The organism is Helicobacter pylori (assembly GCF_016755635.1).
Taxonomy (GTDB): Bacteria; Campylobacterota; Campylobacteria; order Campylobacterales; family Helicobacteraceae; genus Helicobacter; species Helicobacter pylori_CQ.
Genome location: NZ_CP051500.1, coordinates 89,524 through 107,342, shown reverse-complemented (window position 1 = coordinate 107,342; position 17,819 = coordinate 89,524). Strand labels below are relative to the sequence as shown.

General features: G+C 36.7%; 13 protein-coding genes, 1 tRNA gene and 1 pseudogene. 8 read left to right on the top strand and 7 right to left on the bottom strand.

The genetic code is table 11. The annotated features are described in order from the left end of the window. Positions 1-120: 120 nt before the first annotated feature. The 4 genes from HG567_RS00505 to HG567_RS00490 all read left to right on the top strand — a co-directional run bounded on the left by HG567_RS00505 (position 121) and on the right by HG567_RS00490 (position 5,999). A complete protein-coding gene (locus HG567_RS00505) occupies positions 121-1,821 on the top strand; it encodes a bifunctional metallophosphatase/5'-nucleotidase (protein ID WP_338154000.1) in 1,701 nt (566 codons plus the stop codon). 117 nt (positions 1,822-1,938) lie between these two features. Then, positions 1,939-3,963, top strand: a complete 2,025-nt coding sequence (locus HG567_RS00500; protein WP_187830678.1) for a DNA methyltransferase — start codon at positions 1,939-1,941, stop codon at positions 3,961-3,963. Then, positions 3,960-5,114, top strand: a complete 1,155-nt coding sequence (locus HG567_RS00495) for an HNH endonuclease (protein ID WP_187830677.1) — start codon at positions 3,960-3,962, stop codon at positions 5,112-5,114. The genes HG567_RS00500 and HG567_RS00495 overlap by 4 nt, the downstream gene beginning before the upstream one ends. Before the next feature lie 120 nt (positions 5,115-5,234). Then, the gene (locus HG567_RS00490) at positions 5,235-5,999 is read left to right on the top strand and encodes a glycosyltransferase family 2 protein (RefSeq protein WP_120888409.1); all 765 of its coding nucleotides are present in this window, start codon (positions 5,235-5,237) and stop codon (positions 5,997-5,999) included. Here the strand turns inward: HG567_RS00490 and HG567_RS00485 are convergent. The 3 genes from HG567_RS00485 to tlpA form a co-directional block, all read right to left on the bottom strand. Continuing rightward, on the bottom strand, positions 5,996-6,757 hold the full coding sequence (locus tag HG567_RS00485) for an outer membrane beta-barrel protein (protein ID WP_202139771.1): 762 nt from the start codon (positions 6,755-6,757) through the stop codon (positions 5,996-5,998). The two genes, HG567_RS00490 and HG567_RS00485, sit on opposite strands and share 4 nt — an antisense overlap. Positions 6,758-6,974: 217 nt before the next feature. Beyond that, on the bottom strand, positions 6,975-8,081 hold the full coding sequence (locus HG567_RS00480) for an epoxyqueuosine reductase QueH (protein WP_202163841.1): 1,107 nt from the start codon (positions 8,079-8,081) through the stop codon (positions 6,975-6,977). After that, a complete protein-coding gene (gene tlpA / locus HG567_RS00475; RefSeq protein ID WP_202139769.1) occupies positions 8,081-10,108 on the bottom strand; it encodes a methyl-accepting chemotaxis protein TlpA in 2,028 nt (675 codons plus the stop codon). The genes HG567_RS00480 and tlpA overlap by 1 nt, the downstream gene beginning before the upstream one ends. A 193-nt stretch (positions 10,109-10,301) precedes the next feature. Here tlpA and thrC point away from each other — a divergent pair, with 193 nt between their 5' ends. Beyond that, the gene (thrC, locus tag HG567_RS00470; RefSeq protein WP_202139768.1) at positions 10,302-11,762 is read left to right on the top strand and encodes a threonine synthase; all 1,461 of its coding nucleotides are present in this window, start codon (positions 10,302-10,304) and stop codon (positions 11,760-11,762) included. Between the two features lie 105 nt (positions 11,763-11,867). Next, positions 11,868-12,581 carry a hypothetical protein gene (locus HG567_RS00465; protein ID WP_202139767.1) on the top strand — a complete coding sequence of 238 codons (714 nt, stop codon included), beginning with the start codon at positions 11,868-11,870 and terminating at the stop codon, positions 12,579-12,581. Positions 12,582-12,927: 346 nt separating this feature from the next. On the opposite strand, the gene HG567_RS00460 is transcribed toward HG567_RS00465, so the two are convergent. Beyond that, a complete protein-coding gene (locus tag HG567_RS00460) occupies positions 12,928-13,872 on the bottom strand; it encodes a D-2-hydroxyacid dehydrogenase (RefSeq protein WP_202139766.1) in 945 nt (314 codons plus the stop codon). Between the two features lie 72 nt (positions 13,873-13,944). Here HG567_RS00460 and HG567_RS00455 point away from each other — a divergent pair, with 72 nt between their 5' ends. Both HG567_RS00455 and HG567_RS00450 read left to right on the top strand, forming a co-directional pair. Next, positions 13,945-14,475, top strand: a complete 531-nt coding sequence (locus HG567_RS00455) for a hypothetical protein (protein WP_001125762.1) — start codon at positions 13,945-13,947, stop codon at positions 14,473-14,475. Positions 14,476-14,572: 97 nt separating this feature from the next. Then, positions 14,573-15,469, top strand: a complete 897-nt coding sequence (locus HG567_RS00450) for an alpha-1,2-fucosyltransferase (RefSeq protein WP_202163840.1) — start codon at positions 14,573-14,575, stop codon at positions 15,467-15,469. Between the two features lie 20 nt (positions 15,470-15,489). On the opposite strand, the gene HG567_RS00445 is transcribed toward HG567_RS00450, so the two are convergent. From HG567_RS00445 to HG567_RS00435, 3 genes and pseudogenes are all read right to left on the bottom strand, one after another. Beyond that, the gene (locus HG567_RS00445; protein ID WP_202138082.1) at positions 15,490-16,314 is read right to left on the bottom strand and encodes a DNA-methyltransferase; all 825 of its coding nucleotides are present in this window, start codon (positions 16,312-16,314) and stop codon (positions 15,490-15,492) included. Between the two features lie 3 nt (positions 16,315-16,317). After that, positions 16,318-17,389 (bottom strand): annotated as a pseudogene (locus HG567_RS00440) (HTH domain-containing protein). A gap of 217 nt (positions 17,390-17,606) precedes the next feature. Further along, positions 17,607-17,698: transfer RNA gene (locus HG567_RS00435), tRNA-Ser, on the bottom strand. Positions 17,699-17,819: the final 121 nt, after the last annotated feature.

Genomic DNA, 17,819 nt, shown 5'->3' with positions numbered 1-17,819 from the left:
CAATCAAAACCATCGCATCAGCGTTAATTTCATGTAAAAATAATGTTATGAAGATTTTTTTATGGAAGGATTTCAATGAGAAAATTGGTTTTAGTCATCTTTTTAACGCTAACACTTTCAATATCTGCAAAAGAAGTCAAAATCGTGTTTTTAGAAACTTCAGACATTCATGGGCGGCTTTTTTCGTATGATTATGCGGTGGGGGAACAAAAACCCAATAACGGCTTGACAAGGATTGCGGCTTTAATCAAAAAGCAAAGGGCTGAGAATAAAAATGTGGTTTTGATTGACAGCGGGGATTTGTTGCAAGGCAATAGCGCGGAGTTGTTTAATGATGAGCCTATCCACCCGCTGGTTTTAGCCGAAAACGATTTGAAATTTGATATTCGTGTGCTTGGCAATCACGAGTTTAATTTCAGCAAAGATTTTTTAGAGAAAAACATTAAGGGGTTTAACGGCGGTGTCGTGAATGCGAATATTATCAAAATTGCAGACAATAAGCCGTTTGTGAAGCCTTATGTGATTAAAAAAATTGATGGCGTGAGGGTGGCGGTTGTGGGGTATGTGGTGCCGCACATCCCAACTTGGGAAGCCTCTACGCCTGAACATTTTGCAGGGTTGAAGTTTTTGGACGCTGAAGAAGCGTTGAAAAAGACCTTGAAAGAGTTAAAAGGGAAGTATGATATTTTGATTGGCGCTTTTCATTTGGGGCGAGAAGATGAAAAAGGTGGCGACGGGATACCGGATTTAGCGAAAAAATTCCCGCAATTTGACATCATTTTTGCCGGGCATGAGCATGCGGTTTATAACACCAAAATAGGAAAGGTGCATACCATTGAGCCTGGAGCGTATGGGGCTTATCTGGCAAAGGGCGTGGTGGTGTTTGACACCCAAACGAAGAAAAAAATCGTAACGACTGAAAATTTACCCACAAAAGGCGTGCCAGAAGATGAAGAATTGGCGAAAAAATACGAATATGTGGATAAAAAATCAAAAGAATACGCTAATGAAGTGGTTGGCGAAGTGACAAAAACCTTTATTGAAAGGCCTGATTTTATCACAGGAGAAGAAAAAATCACCACGATGCCAACCGCCGCCTTGCAAGAAACACCGGTGATAGAATTGATCAATAAAGTTCAAAAATATTACGCAAAAGCCGATGTTTCAGCGGCAGCCTTATTCAATTTTGGCGCCAATTTGAAAAAAGGGCCTTTCAAAAGAAAAGATGTCGCCTATATTTACAAGTTCGCTAACACGCTCATTGGAGTGAAAATAACGGGTGAAAATCTGTTGAAATACATGGAATGGTCGTATCAATTTTACAATCAGTTGCAACCAGGAGATTTGACGATCAGTTTTAATGAAAACATTCGCGGCTATAACTTTGATATGTTTTCTGGCGTGAAATACCAAGTTGATGTTACAAAACCCGCCGGATCAAGGATTATTAATCCGACAATCAACAACAAACCCATTAACCCTAAAGCGGTGTATAAATTAGCGATCAACAATTACCGATTTGGGACATTATCCAAGACATTAAATTTGGTTACAGACGCTAATAGGTATTATAATTCTTACGATGAATTGCAAGATAACGGGCAAATACGAGATTTAATCATCAAATACATCACGGAAGAAAAAGGCGGGAAGGTAACCCCTGAATTGGAGGGTAATTGGGAAATCATCAACTACGATTTCAAAAACCCGTTGTTGGAAAAATTGAGAGAAAAATTAAAAGAGGGGAGCATCAAAATCCCCACTTCAAAAGACGGGAGGACTTTGAATGTCAAATCCATTAAAGAGAGTGAAGTAAAATAAGGTTTTTTATTTTTATTATTTTATTTTTAAGTTTAACTTAAAGAAATAATATAAATAACAACTAAAACTATATGAGATCCCATATAAAGCTATGATTTGTTGTGTTATACTACTTGAATGAATAAAAGTTTGCAAGAGATCCTAAATGGAGATAGTTTATATATTCTAAAAAATCATATAGAAGATAATCTTATAGACATTATTATTACTTCACCTCCATATAATGTGGCACATCAATATGAAAATTATAATGATGATTTAGATTTTGAATCTTATCTCAATTTGATGCACGATATTTTTAAAGAATGCTACCGTGTGCTTAAAAAGGATGGGCGGATTTGTGTCAATGTGCCTTTTGCAGTGAAAAATAGAGATAGCAAAGAGGTGAGATTTTTAAGCGTTTATATAACACAAATTTTAAATGAAATTGGCTTTAAGGAGTTTGAGCTTATAACTTGGCATAAGGGAAAAGATATTAAGCATTTTCAGGGAAACAATACAGCTTGGGGGAGTTGGAAAAGCCCTTCTTGCCCATCTTTTAGGCCTTTGGGAGAAGCAATATTAGTGTTTTATAAGGAAAATAAAATTCATAAAACTGAGGGAGAATTAGCAGATATTACTAGCCAAGAATTTAAAGAATGGACAAAAAATATTTGGTATTTTGATCAAGACAACAATCAAGGCTTTGAAAGTATTTTATGTGTTAGTAACAATGCTAAAAAAGATTTACATCCCGCACCCTACCCAGAAGAGTTAATTGAGAGATTATTAAAAATTTATTCCTATCAAAATGATATTGTATTAGATCCCTTTAATGGCATAGGTACAACAACCTATGTGGCAAGCAGATTGAATAGACAATTTATCGGCATTGAGTTATCAAGTAAATATTGTAAGATTGCCCTTGAAAGATTTGTAAAAAACACAGTTTCTCATACTATTCCTATTATAAAAAGCTACCCTACAACGCTGACAAGTTTAGTAAATAATGATGACATATTAGACTCTTTAAATGAAGTTTTTCCCTATAAAGAAGCTTTTAGTCCTTATCTTATAGAGCATTTACAAAATCGTTTTGATTGTTCTATTACGAGTGTTTATGATCCGTTTTGTGGTGTTGGCTCTAGCTTTTTAAATATACAAACGCAAGTTTGCTATGGTTTTGACACTTCACCATTTGCCATAAATGTCGCTAAAGCAAAATTAGAAAGTTTGGACTCTGACAATTTAAAAAAAGCAGAAAAAAATGTAAATAATTTTATAGCTAGCAATAAAGAATATCCCTTTCCACAATGGGAATCTTTTAGCAAATATGCTGATAAAAAGCGATTTAATCTCATAATGGATTTTATAGAATCCTTTAAAGACTTGGATTCTAAGATTTATCATTTTGTGTCTTTTTTAGTATTATCTAATTTAGAAAAAATGCTTAATTTTAAAAAAGATGGCAATGGTATTAAGCATAGAAAAAGTAAGATTAAAGATATAGAATCTTATCTCAAAGCACTTGTGCTAAGGGCATTTGAGTTAAAAAACGAATTTGATACAAAAAATTCTAAAGTTATAGTTTTGAAAAACTGCTCTTCCATAAACAATAAACCAAAAGATAAAGTTGATTGTATTTTAACATCTCCGCCATATGCAAATTCATTTGATTATTTTGAAATTTACAAAATGGAGTTATGGAGTAGCAAAATTGTAAAAAGTTATGAAGAGTGGAAAAAGCTTAAAAAATCTGCTCTAAGAAATAACAAAAATGCAGCCTTAAAACAACAAGATAAAATAGAAAATATATTGCTTAATTACACATTAGAAATTCTTAACAATAAAGGTATAGAATCAAGCACTTTAACAATGCTAAATAATTATTTTTTTGATATGCAAAAAGTTTTAAAAAATTGTTTTGAAGTTCTTAAGGATGGAGGATTTTGCTTTATTGTAGTTGGAAATTCTTGCTATAGAGGAGTGCCGATACAAACTGATGAAATCTTAGCACAAGAGGCACAAAAATTAGGTTTTAAATGCAAGGAAATCATTATTGCTAGGAAGCTTAAAACATCTAGTCAGCAGATGAAAATCATTGATTCTAAAACTAAATTTTATTTACGAGAGAGCATAATTGTTTTGCAAAAGGAGAGATGATGAGACAGGTTAATATGCGATATAAAAGAAATAGCACGGGTTTATTTTTTGACTCTTTCAAACACTTTAAGCACAACCTTTCTAATCTTATAGCAGTGGAACTGCCCACACTTTCTCACCTTGGTGCTGAAAAATATTTAAACCTTATTCCTGCCAACTATAAGTCAAAATATCCCGATATGAGAAAAATAGGACTTATAGATTATGATAAACCAAGTGATTATCATTTTACTCTAACCAGAGAAGCAAAACAAATAATGAAAGCTTTTGGTTATTCTTGGGGCATTCATGCGTATGATGAAAATATAGTAAAAAGTAACAGAAAAAATATTGATTCTTTATCGCCTCAAGAATTGTTTTCATCTATTTACAATCTTAATCAATATAAGAAGTCAATTTTACAACTTATTTTATCCTACTATGATACTGCAGATTCCATTCGCCCATATTTGGTGCTTTTAAATTATATGAGAAATTACAATATAAAAAATTTAAACAAAGAGATTTTGCAAAATATCTTAGCTCATACAAAAGAAGATGTTTTGCTTATGCGATACAATCAAGATGCTTTTAGAGATCTTAATTTGGAAACACAAGAAGAATTAAATAAACCCATTTCATATATCTATAATTTCCTTATAACAGCTTTAGTGCTAGATAGTCATCATAAAGTGATTGTTGATTTCAATTTTGTGGATATATTAAATGCTAGCATGAATAATATTTTATATTATTATCCTGCTAAAAATAGTTTTAGACCAGCAGGGAAGCAACAACTATTTAGAGAAAGTGTCTTAAGAGCTTATGATAATAAATGTGCCATAACCGGCAAATCATTATTTATTAATGGTAGATGTTTGTTAGAAGCAGCACATATTATCCCATATAGAGATGGTGGATCTTTTGCCGTGAATAATGGCATAGCTTTAAGTTATGAGATGCACAAAATGTTTGATAATGGGTTATTTAGTTTTGAATATAAAAATGATAATGAGATAGTTGTTATTACTTCATCATCAAATCTTATAATTGATAGACAATGCATTCTATCTAGTTTTAATCATAAATCTATATTCTTGCCAGAACAATTAGATTTGCGTCCAGACCCTCTAGCTTTGCAGTATAATAAGGATAAATTCTTGTTGCGGTGATGTTTTGGTGAATCACAATCCCACCTTATTTTAATGTCAAAGATTATGTAAAATAACTATCAAGATTCTGTATATTCTTACTCTAAAAATCAGGGGGGAGTTTATCAAAAAGGGGTTGGATTGTTAAAAGTTTCTGTGATTACGGCGTGTTTTAATAGCGAAAAAACCATTGAAGACACCATTCTTTCCGTGCTTCATCAAACTTATAAAAACATTGAATACATCATTATAGACGGGGCTAGCGCGGATCGCACTTTAGAAATCATTCAAAAATATAGAGATAAAATCGCTTGCGTGGTGAGTGAAAAAGATGAGGGCATTTATGACGCCATGAATAAAGGCATAAAGCGTTCTAGTGGGGATATTATCGCTCTATTGAATAGCGATGATTTTTACAAAGATGAGTTTGTAATAGAAAAAGTGGTGCATGAGTTTGAAAACAAAAATTGCGATAGCGTGTATGCAGATCTGGTGTTTGTCAAACCGGATCGTTTAGAAAAAGTGGTGCGCTATTATGAGAGCGGGGAGTTTAGCCCTAAAACCTTGCTTTATGGCGTGGTGCCAGCCCACCCCACGCTCTTTGTCAAAAAAGCCATTTATGAACGCTATGGGCTATACAAAACCGATTATAAGATTTCAGCGGATTTTGAGATGATCATCCGCTTGTTTGTGGTGCAAAAAATAAGCTTTTCTTATTTGAAAGAAGCGTTAGTGGTGATGCGCACTGGGGGGGTTAGCACGAGCGGGTTTAAAAGCCTTTTATTAAGGAATAAAGAAAACATAAGAGCATGCCAAGAAAACGGCATTCAAGCGAATGTTTTTTCCATGCTTTTAAAATACCCTAGGAAAATCATGGGCTTATTTAAAAGGGGAAAAGGACACTAAAACGAAACGATTAAAGAAAGATTAGCGTTAAATCGTGGTTTGAATCTTTCTTGATGGTTGTTGTAGGTGTAAAAAACATTCCTCACTAAGGGTATTTCAATCCCTAATTGCAAAGACAAATAGCCGATAAAATCCACGATAAAACCAAAACGCAAAGGGGCTTGAAAAAAGGTTTTTTTGGTTCTTGGGATAATCGTTGTGATCGCACCGGTTTTAATCGTATCCACCAATAGCACCCCTTGTTCTAAAGCGATACCCAAATAACTCCTAAAACGATAAATATTTTTATCTACAAAAATCCAAGAAAAATCTAACGCGCCCCCATAATTTTGCACCATTAAGGTTTGAGGCTGAGAGAGTGAAACAGAATGGAAATAATTATAGACGCTAAAGATTCTAAAACCGACTTTAGGGTGGTTTCTTAAAAAATGCTCTAAACCGGTAGCGGTGTTAAACCCTATGCTATTGGCTACAAAAGTCAAGCTTTGATTAGAAGTTGAAAAAGTGGCTTGCGAATAGTTGTACCCAAAAATAAAGAAAAATTTAAGGCTTTTTTCTAAAGCCCTTTTTAAGATTTGCTGGTTTTTATCTAAGACTGGCTGTTTTTCGCTATTTTTATCAATGGTTAGGGGTTTAGGTTTGTCGTCTTCATTCTTGTTTTTAAAGTTTTCTAAGAATTTAGACCAAGTGATTTCATTAGCTTCTAAAAAGAGTGGGTTCAACGATAAAAAGAGATAAATACTAAATAGAGTTTTCAAATACAGCCTTAAACTTTTTACGGCTATTGTGCCTAATTATCTTAAATTAACTTTAAATTACTTGCATGTTTTGACTGAATATAACCCCTACTTACACGCAACGCTATATTTTAAAATAATATATTGTTTTAGGTTTTGTTCTCATCAAGCATGGATAACTAAAGCCAACTTTAATAATTTTTAATTACAAGAATTTATCGCTCCATTAAAGTTTAGCTTAGAGCAAATAAAACACCTTCTCTTCTTGAAAAATGCTTTTAATTTCTACAAAAATGGTTTTTTCTGTGCGTTCTTCTAGCACGATAATAGGGTTAACGCTCTCGCTCCCGCTCACTAACGCCCTTAAAGATAACTCTTCTTCATAATTTAAGGGGTTAAGGTTTAACTCTTTTAAATTATCGTAGTTTTTTGCCATAAGAGTATTAAGGCCTTCTAAAGTTAAAAACAAGGTTTCATCTCTTTGGCTATAACCCACTAGCACGCTTAAACGCTGAGAAAAAACCCACCTTAAATCGTTGATCCTAACCTTAGCCTTACTTTTAGAGCGCGCTAGAATACAGCAATTCAAGGGGTTTGAATTTTTAGAAAGCCACACGCCCCCATTTAATAAGCGGTAAGTTGCGATCGTTTTTTGGGCTAAAAAAGGCTTATTAGCGTCCTTTTTAGCCGCTTCTAATGTTCTAAAAACTTGCGTCCTTTCTTCAATACTTGCGGGTAAAATCTGGCGTTTTAAGGGCGAGTAAAGCTCAAAGGGGCTTCTGTTTTGGGATTCTTTTTGGATTTTTAAAGCGAATTGGCAACCGCAATAATTTTGCCGATAAAGCTCGTTTTCTCTCGCCAAAGCTTGCAAATTCAAATCCAATTCGCTCTTAAAATGTTCAAAATTATCGTTTCTGAACACAACAAATTCCAAATTGTGCCTTTGCGCGATGTGTTGTCCCTTAGCGATGAGCTGGTTAGGGTCTTTTTTAGGGCTTGTGAGTAAGGTGGTGGTGAATTTTTCTTCCCCTAATTCAAAGGCTTTTAATGCGCTCGCTTCTAAGCGCAAATCAAAGCACTCAAAACAGCGCTCGCTTTTTTCCCCTAACAATTCCTTACCCTTAGCTTTGTCTAAAAATTTTTCTAATTCATAATCGCCTTCAAGCAATTCAATTCCTAGCATCTCGCAAGCGCGTTTCACGTCTTCTAAACGCAACAAGTATTCGCTATAAGGGTGGATATTGGGGTTATAGAAAAACCCTATGATTTTTTCACCCGCAAAAGCCTCTTTAGCCTTTTTTAAAAAATACAGGTTATCCACCGAGCAGCAAATATGAATGAGCATTAAAACTGCTTTTTATTCACATCTTCTAAAATATCGTTAGAGACTTTGTCAATTTCTTGACTGATTTCTAAAGAATCGCTAGCGATTTTTAGATTGCCCTCAATAACTGATCTTAAGGCTTCAATAGAAGCGTTGATTTCTTCTACTTCTTTAACCTGGTTTTTAATGCTCTCGCTCGTGTCTGAAATGCTTTGAACTAAAATATTGATATTGGCTTCAATCTCGCTGAGCGATTTTTGCGTCCTTTCAGCGAGCTTCCTAACTTCATCAGCCACCACCGCAAAGCCTCTGCCATGCTCGCCGGCTCTTGCGGCTTCAATAGCGGCGTTTAGGGCTAAAAGATTGGTTTGATCAGCAATATCTCTGATGATTTCTACAATGCTTTTAATGTCTTGCCCTTGTTCAATCATGGCTTCACTTTGAGAGCTCACGCCTTGAATGGAAGTGGTGATATTTTCTATCGTTTTAGAAGTTTCCATCAAGCTTTTGTGTTGGGAGTTTGAAGCCTTTTCTAAATTCTGCACGCATTCTTTTAAATTCGCGCTATCATTCGCTAAATCTTTGGCAAAATTAGACGAAGTTTCTAGCATTTTTTGGATTTCTTGCCCTAAAGCGTTAGTAACCAATTCCACCCTACCTGAAGCGTTTTGGATCCGCCCTCTAAAATCCAAGCCAGAATAGCTTTCAAAGATTTTGAAAATGCTTGGCATGTGAGTCCCCACGCTTTCTTGCAAATAATCCATGATCCCGTTTAGCGCGTCCCTCAATTCTTTCAAATCAGGGCTTGCGGGATCAGCTGTGATGCGCACCGCAAAATTCCCTGCTTTCACATCTGAAACCACTTTAATGGTGTCTTGGACGGCCTGCCTGTCTTCTTGCATGATTTTTTGGGTTTGCAAGATATTTTTATTGATCGCTGTTTGCATGCGCCCTAATTCGTCATTAGATTTCGCTTCAACCAATTTAATACCGCTGGAATTGGCTTGATTGTTCAATAGTTTGAAGAAATGAGATAGGGTGCTAGAAACGACTTCCAAAGGACTGCTCACAATCGCTCGCATTAAGAGAGTGATCGCTATAATCAAGGCTAATACCATGATAGCGCTCGCTATAATCACCACAAAACGCACCGATCCCACTTGCTCATAGACCTTGTCTTTTTCAATGATTAAAGCGATCATCCAATTAAGATTGTCTTTACTTTCTGCTTTGCCTAGCATTTTAAAGGTTTCAACGGCTAAAAAATTTTCCTTATGGCTAAAGGGATCTAAGTATTCTAAAGTCGCTTTAGAGCCGTTTTCTAAAATAGCCAGCACTTCGTTGGTGGCTTTAGGCACGCTCTTATAAATTTCTGCGATAGATTTGTCTTGCAAACTCTTATTCGCGCTCAAAAGCACTTTACCTTTAACGCCAATTAAAAACAAATCGCTCCTGTTTTTAGTGATTTCATTGCTGAAGCTGTCAATAGAAAAGAAAATCATCAAAGCCCCTACAACCTCTTGAGCGTTTTCATTCAATAAAGGTAAAAGAATATCAACCCCATAAACTTCCGCCCCATTAGGCATTTTCCTATAATAAGGCAAGCTTTTAGAAATTTCTTTATTTTTCATCGCTTTTTGCGCTAAAGGGCTATTCCCTAATGATGAATTTTCCATTAATTTAATCGTATCGTTATCCCTTAAAAGCGTTAATCTTAAATCTTCTCTGTTTTTAAAAAACATGCTCACCCCAGCGACATGCGAATTGGCTAAAATGAAGTTTTTCAACAAGTGGATTTTGATTTCTCTTTTGGTGTCTTTAGGGAGCATTTCTTTGACAATGCCCATGCTCGTATAGGTGTTTTCCAAAACCCCTTGCACTTCCTTAACCTTAAAATGCAAACTATCTTGCATAGAACGCAAGGTGTTTTCTTTTAAAATCTCTTTCACCCTGCTGTTTAAGGACACCCCTAAAATGCTCACGCACACGATCACAATCAACGCCACCCACAATATGATTTTATTACCGATACTCAAACCTTTAGACAAAACACAACCTTACTATGATGAAATTTTTTGCCCATTTGCGGCAAAATTTTAAACCGCATTATAGTATTATAAGCATAAATCCAAAATTAAACTGGATTAAAAAGGCGATCAATCATTCTCATTAAAAACCATTTAAGGTTGCATTCGCTCTTTTAGGGTATGCTACGGCTAAAAATTATGGTAAGGAAGAATAATGCCTTTTGTCCCCACGCGCTCTTTGAAAGAAAAAAAGATTGATTTTATTGAAGCAATATTAAACCCCAACGCCCCAAAAGGCGGGCTTTACACTTTAGAGCATTTTGAAACATTACAATGGCAGGATTGTTTGAATCTGAGCTATAACGAGCTGGTAGAATGCGTGTTTGAGCGCTTGGGTTTAGAGATTCCTAAGGGTTTATTAACAAGCGCTTTAAAACGCTATGAAAATTTTGATAACCCTAAAAATCCAGCCCCTATTTTTGCGCTCAATGAAAGGCTTTTTGTCCAAGAGCTCTACCATGGGCCTAGTTTGGCGTTTAAAGACATGGCGTTACAGCCTTTAGCGAGCTTGTTTTCTAATCTAGCGGTAGGAAAAAATGAAAAGTATTTAATGCTCGTTTCTACCAGTGGCGATACCGGCCCTGCGACTTTAGAAAGTTTGGCGGGCATGCCTAATGTTTTTGTGGTGTGTTTATACCCCAAAGATGGCACAAGTTTAGTCCAAAAACTCCAAATGGTTACCCAAAGCGCTAGCAATTTAAAGGTCTTTGGGATCAGTGGGGATTTTGATGATGCGCAAAACGCGCTCAAAAACCTTTTAAAAGACGATGATTTTAACGACGCTTTAAAAGCGCGCCAATTAAAATTAAGCGTGGCTAATTCCGTGAATTTTGGGCGCATCGCTTTTCAAATCGTCTATCATATTTGGGGCTTTTTAGAATTGTATAAAAAAGGCGCGATCAATTCTAAAGAAAAAATCACCCTAGCCATACCTAGCGGTAATTTTGGGAACGCTTTAGGGGCGTTTTATGCCAAAAAAATGGGCTTGAATATTGCTAAAATCAAGGTTGTAACCAACAGCAATGATGTTTTAAGGGAGTTTATAGAAACAGGGCGTTACGATTTAACCCATCGTTCTTTAAAGCAAACCTACTCGCCGGCTATGGATATTTTAAAAAGCTCTAATGTGGAAAGAGCGCTTTTTGATCTCTTTGGGTTTGAACGCACGCTAGAATGGATGCAAGCTTTAGAAGAAGAGAAGTTTTATGCCTTAAAGCCTAAAGAATTAGCCCTTTTACAGGAGCATTTTTCTTGTGCGAGCTGCTCAGATGAAGCCTGTTTGAAAACAATCCAAGAAGTTTATGCAGAGCACCAATACCTGATTGACCCCCACACCGCCACCGCTTTAAACGCCAGCTTGAAAACTAGTGAAAAAACCCTTGTTTCTGCCACCGCCTCTTATGAAAAATTCCCCAGCACCACCCTTTTAGCCCTAAACGAGCAAAAGAAAAACGATAACGACAAAACCGCCCTAGAAACGCTTAAAAACAGCTACAATACCCCGGATAGCCAGCGCCTTGATAATTTATTTGAGAAAGGAATCAAGCACCAAGAGGTTTTAAAACTCAATGAGATCAAATCTTCTATCCTTTTGTGGCTAGAAAACACGCATTAAAGCTTTTTAAGCTCTTGTTTTTAATAAAATCTTAATTTTAAGTCAAACTACACTATAATAAGGAAATTCTAAACGAAAATTAAACTTTGAATGAAAGGGATTTTGATGAAAAGAATCGTTTTAGTAGCGATAGCCTTACTGATGAGCGCTTGCGCGAGCTATAAGATCACGCCTGAACATGTTACATCCTATAATAATGGGATTCAAGTGATGACTTCCACGCAAGCCAAATCTAAAGTCCAGCTAGAAATCGCTCAAAGCAAATTGAAAGGCTTAAGCGAGTCCCCTTTAGTGCTGTATGTAGGGGCGCAAGTTTTAGAGGGAAATCCTGTGGTGTTTAGCCGTAAAGCCATTTCGGTGTCTATCAACCAAACGAATTTACCGGTCTTAAGCCTAAGACAGGTGATGAAATCCAGTTTTGATTTTGAGGGTATTTTACAAAGTTTTAATATTGCCGTGCCGACCACCCCTATTGATAATGTCAATATGATCACCCCGCCTATGTTTTATTACGGGCAAGGGGGATTTTTAGCTTATAATGGCATGATGTATGGGGGAATGGGCTTGTATGGGCCAGGCTTTGGCATGATGATGATGGATGATGTAGAAGAGCAAGAAGTCATGCAAGAAAGCCGCCAAGCTTTAAAAATCCTAGCGATCAATTACCTTAAAAACAACACCCTTAATGTTGAAGGTAAGGCTAAGGGAGGGTTTGTGGTAGTGGATACCAAAAACCTTAAAACCCCGGGTGTGGTGGTGGTTAAAGTCTTTTTAGAAGATGAAATCCACACCTTTAAAATTGATATTTCTAAGATGTGATCGTCCTCTTCAATAAAGCCTTTAGGTCAATCCACCTAAAGGTTTTTTCTTAATTTGGTTGAAAACCATTAAACCTTACTCCATTGTTTAGATTTTATCCCACTAACGCGAAAAACTCCGTTCTTTAGGGCGCAAGAGTGCATAGGGCTATATTCAAAGCTAAAAGAGGTTAAAATCCCCCCAGTCTTTTTAGGGTGGGAAATACCCATGCAGACTTTAAAGAGCCTTTCGTGTTAGCGTTCAACGGAATGCTTTGGAAGCCCCTTTTTTTAGAAAGGGGCACTCTCACAACAAAAGGGGAGAAAAGCGGAGAGAAAAACCCAACAAAAACCCCCTTTTTTTGCGTTTATTTTTGAGAAGCTAAAAAATCCTGAATATTTTCTTTGGTTTTTTCTACTAAGGTTTTCAAGCTGTCGCTATACGCCCATGCGATATGGGGGGTTAAAAGCAATTTATTTTGGATCTTTGGGTTCAAAAACGCATGATCTTTTTCAAAAGGCTCTTTCACAAACACATCGCTCGCATAATACAAATCTTTGGTTTCTAAAATTCCAGCCAGATCCTTTTCATTCACAATGCCCCCACGCCCCACATTGATTAAAATCGCCCCGTCTTTTAGGCTTTGCAATTCCTTTAGAGCGATTAAATCGCGCGTGCTTTCATTTAAGGGGGCATGAATGCTGATAATATCGCTTGTTGTGAGCAGTTCTTTTAAATTCAAGCGCTCATACTCTTCTTTTTTATCTTTAGGGGAATAATACACCACCTTTGCCCCGAAAGCTTGAGCGAGCTTAGCGACTCTTTTACCGATTGCACCTAAACCAATAACCCCCCATTGACCCCCTTTAATAAGCCCCATTTTAATATTACTAATGTGCGTAAAAATATCGCTTTGGCTATATTCCCCACTTTTGCAATAACGATCGTAATCATTGATCCTCCCCAACAAAGACAACGCGCACGCTAAAGTGTGCTGGGCTACGGATTCTGTAGAATAAGCGCTCACATTTTTGACTTCTATGCCTAAAGCTTTCGCGCTTTTTATATCCACATTATCCGTGCCTGTAGCGCTAATGCAAATGAGTTTGAGTTTAGGCAATTGGCTTAAAATTTCTTGAGTGATAACGACTTTATTCAGCACCACAATCTCAGCCTCTTTGCAGCGCTCAACCACTTGATTAGGCGAAGTGATCTCATAAAAATCAAAATCCGCCACTTCTTTTAAAACTTCTAGCGCCTTTAACCCCACGCTTTTAGCGTCTAAGACCACGCCTTTTTTGAATGTTTCCATCTCTTTACTCCTAGAATTAGTTTTAAAGTTATATAATTAAACCACAAAATCCTTTTTTAAAAGAAACTAAGCATGCCAAAACCCAAGAAAAACACCCTCCCCTGTAGCCTTTCTATCAAAATGTCTTATTTCATGCGCTTTCTCATTAAATGGCGCACCCGCTCTTTAAGCCATAAAATGATGACTCTGATTCAAATCTTAAGCATTCTGGCTTTAGCGAGCAAGGCCAGTGAAGATTTAGAAGAGCAACTCAAAAAAATCAAAAGTTACATTTATAGAACCCTAAACGCTAAAATCGCCTCTGATGTGTATAACCGAGTGCTTATTTTAGTGAATGAATATTGCGCTAATGAAGAATTGTTTGACAAAGAGAGCGTTAAGATTTCAGATTTACTCATTCAAGACATTCAGCTTTACGCTTTAGTGGATGAAATGCTTAAAGAAGATAAATACCAAGTCCAGCACACCATTTTAAAGGGCATCATCAAGCGCAAATACGATGAAGCCTACTCGCTCAATAGCGAAGACAGGATTCTTTTAGAATACCAAGAACGCTTGCTAGAACCCTCATACGCATCTTTTTCAAATAAAAAATTCAAATGATTTGAAAGCGTTACTTGCCCCACTTTTTAGGCTTTTATTGAAAAGGGCTTTAAAATGAGCTAAAATTAGCGTTTCATTTGACAAATAAAGGGATTGAATGGCTTTTAAGGTGGTGCAAATTTGCGGGGGGCTTGGGAATCAAATGTTTCAATACGCTTTTGCTAAAAGTTTGCAAAAACACCTTAATACGCCTGTGCTATTAGATACTACTTCTTTTGATGGGAGTAATAGGAAAATGCAATTAGAACTTTTCCCTATTGATTTGCCCTATGCGAGCGCGAAAGAAATCGCTATAGCTAAAATGCAACACCTCCCCAAGCTAGTAAGAGACGCGCTCAAATGCATGGGATTTGATAGGGTGAGTCAAGAAATCGTTTTTGAATACGAGCCTAAATTACTAAAGCCAAGCCGCTTGACTTATTTTTTTGGCTATTTTCAAGATCCACGATATTTTGACGCTATATCCCCTTTAATCAAGCAAACCTTCACCCTACCCCCCCCCGAAAATGGAAATAATAAAAAAAAAGAGGAAGAATACCAGCGCAAGCTTTCTTTGATTTTAGCCGCTAAAAACAGCGTGTTTGTGCATATAAGAAGAGGGGATTATGTGGGGATTGGCTGTCAGCTTGGTATTGACTATCAAAAAAAGGCGCTTGAGTATATGGCAAAGCGCGTGCCAAACATGGAGCTTTTTGTGTTTTGCGAAGACTTAAAATTCACGCAAAACCTTGATCTTGGCTACCCTTTTATGGACATGACCACTAGGGATAAAGACGAAGAAGCGTATTGGGATATGCTGCTCATGCAATCTTGCAAGCATGGCATTATCGCTAACAGCACTTATAGTTGGTGGGCGGCTTATTTGATAAACAATCCAGAAAAAATCATTATTGGCCCTAAACACTGGCTTTTTGGGCATGAGAATATCCTTTGTAAGGAATGGGTGAAGATAGAATCCCATTTTGAGGTGAAATCCCAAAAGTATAACGCTTAAAGCGGCTTAAAAAAGGGGCTTTACTGGTGGTTTAAATCTTTGATTTTAGATCGGATTTCTTTATAGCGAGCGTCTAATTCTAATTTTCTGTTCATGGATATTTTGATAAATTCGCTTTCTTTTTCTATGCCGATAAATTGCCTTTTCAAAAGATTGGCCGCAATGCCTGTGGTGGAGCTCCCGCTAAAAGGATCGCCAATGAGAGAATTTTCATCGCTCGCCATTAAAAGCAAGCGCACCAACAGCGCGAGGGGTTTTTGAGTGGGGTGCTTGCCGTTTGTTTTTTCCCAAGGAGCGATCGCTGGGAAATTCCATACATCACGCATTTGTTTATCGTTATTGATCTTTTTTAAAACCTCATAGTTAAAAACATGCTTGTGTTTGTGGCTTTTTCTCGCCCAAATGATTTGCTCAGCTGAATGCGTCAAATAACGGCAGCTGAAATTGGGAGGAGGGTTGGTTTTTTGCCAAGTGATGAGGTTTAAAATCTTAAAATCCAATTTTTGTAAAATACGCCCCAAAGAAAAGATGTTGTGGTAAGTCCCACTGATTAAAAGGCTTCCTGTGTTTTTTAAAGCCTTTTTGGCGTTGTTGATCCACTGGTAATTGAACTCATCAATATCGTTAATCCCATTTTCTTTATCCCAATCGCCTTTATTGACGCTCACGATTTTACCGCTTTGTATGCTTAAGCCGTCATTAGAAAGGAAATAAGGCGGATCAGCAAAAATCAAATCAAAAGCATTTTCAAATTGGGGCAAAACCTCATTGCAATCCCCTTGATAAAGAGTGAAAAGCTGGTCTGTGCTTTTAAAAATGGGGCGAGAAAGATAAAGCGCTCCCATTTTTTATTCTGCTTTAATGCCCTTGTCTTTAATGTATTTTTGCATTGCTTCATCATCAAGCACTGGATCTAAACCGGCGACTTTGACATGCGTATCAAATCCTGCTTTAATTTGTTTATTAATGTCCTTGATGAAAGGCTCAAAATCCTCCGGACTATTATCTATAAACATATTAAGCGTTTGCATATCAATCTCCCTTTCTTTAGCTGGCAACAAGATTTTGGAGTTTGAAATTTCAGATTCCAGCTTGATGACCCCTATACCAAAGCTTTGGTTGAGCCGCCTTAATTCATTTAAAACCTCATCATCAATATCAAAAACCACCAAATACCCCTCATTAGCCCAACTAGAATTGCTCACCGCTTGGAAATAGCTCGCTTTTAGATTGGAAAAACTAAGCTCTTTTTTAAGCTCAAAGGAAAAAAGCTTGTAGCTATTTTGACCGGTATGGTGTAAAAACTCCAAAGTTTCTATCTTGTAATTCTTATGGCAATCATTTTGAGGAAAATACACGCCCACGATGTCAGGATAATTCCACTCACCCTTGCCTTTTTTGTCTTTTTTGCATTTTTCATGGTAGATGGTTTTGCATTGGAGATTGAAATCTGGATTTTCATAGAGAAATTTCACAAGCAGTGGGTGCAAATCCCTTTCATGAAAAGAGATTTTTTGTTTTTTGGATGCACCTAAACACCCGCTCTGTTCATCATCTTCTTCTTTGGAATCTGGGGTTTCTTGTGGGGGAAATTCTCTTTCACGAGATTTGAGCCAATAGCAATAGGATCTTCCTTTTTTGTTTGCAACATAAAATTGCTTCTCGTCGTTAGAAATGTCGTGTTCACCAAGCTGACTTCCAAGACTATGAAGAAGTATTTTTCCGTCGTTGCATTCTTTATCCAATCCCATTAGGAATATCGTGTTCACCAAGCTGACTTCCAAGACTATGAGGAAGTATTTTTCCGCCGTTGCGTTCTTTATCCAATCCCATTTCACAAGCTCTCTCCCAAATTTCTTCAGCGCTCAAAGGCTTCCCTGCTTGTTCTAAAACTTTTTTACCTAATTCTTTGTAAGTCATGTTCTTTCTTTTTTGTGATTGTAGTGGAAACGATTATACTCAAAATGTTTGAAAATACCGCAGTGGACTGATAGGGTTTAGGCTGGGTGTCTCTCTTCACCCAACCTAAAATTTGTATTTGTAAAATCTGTAAAAGGAGTGTCGTAAAAGGAATGCTTAGAAACTATGGTGTCTCGTTAATACATTCTAAACAAAAAGTTTTTAAAGGCAAAAAGGCTGGCGGACAGGGAGGGATTCGAACCCTCGGTAACCTTGACGGCTACGCATCCTTAGCAGGGATGTGGTTTCAGCCAACTCACCCACCTGTCCTTTAAAAAGTAGAATTATAGTAAAAATAAGTTAAAATAAACCTTAAACTTTAATGGTTTCTAAACAAAACTAAGGGCTTTTATATTACAATTTTAAATTATGGATTAATAAAATTTAAAGG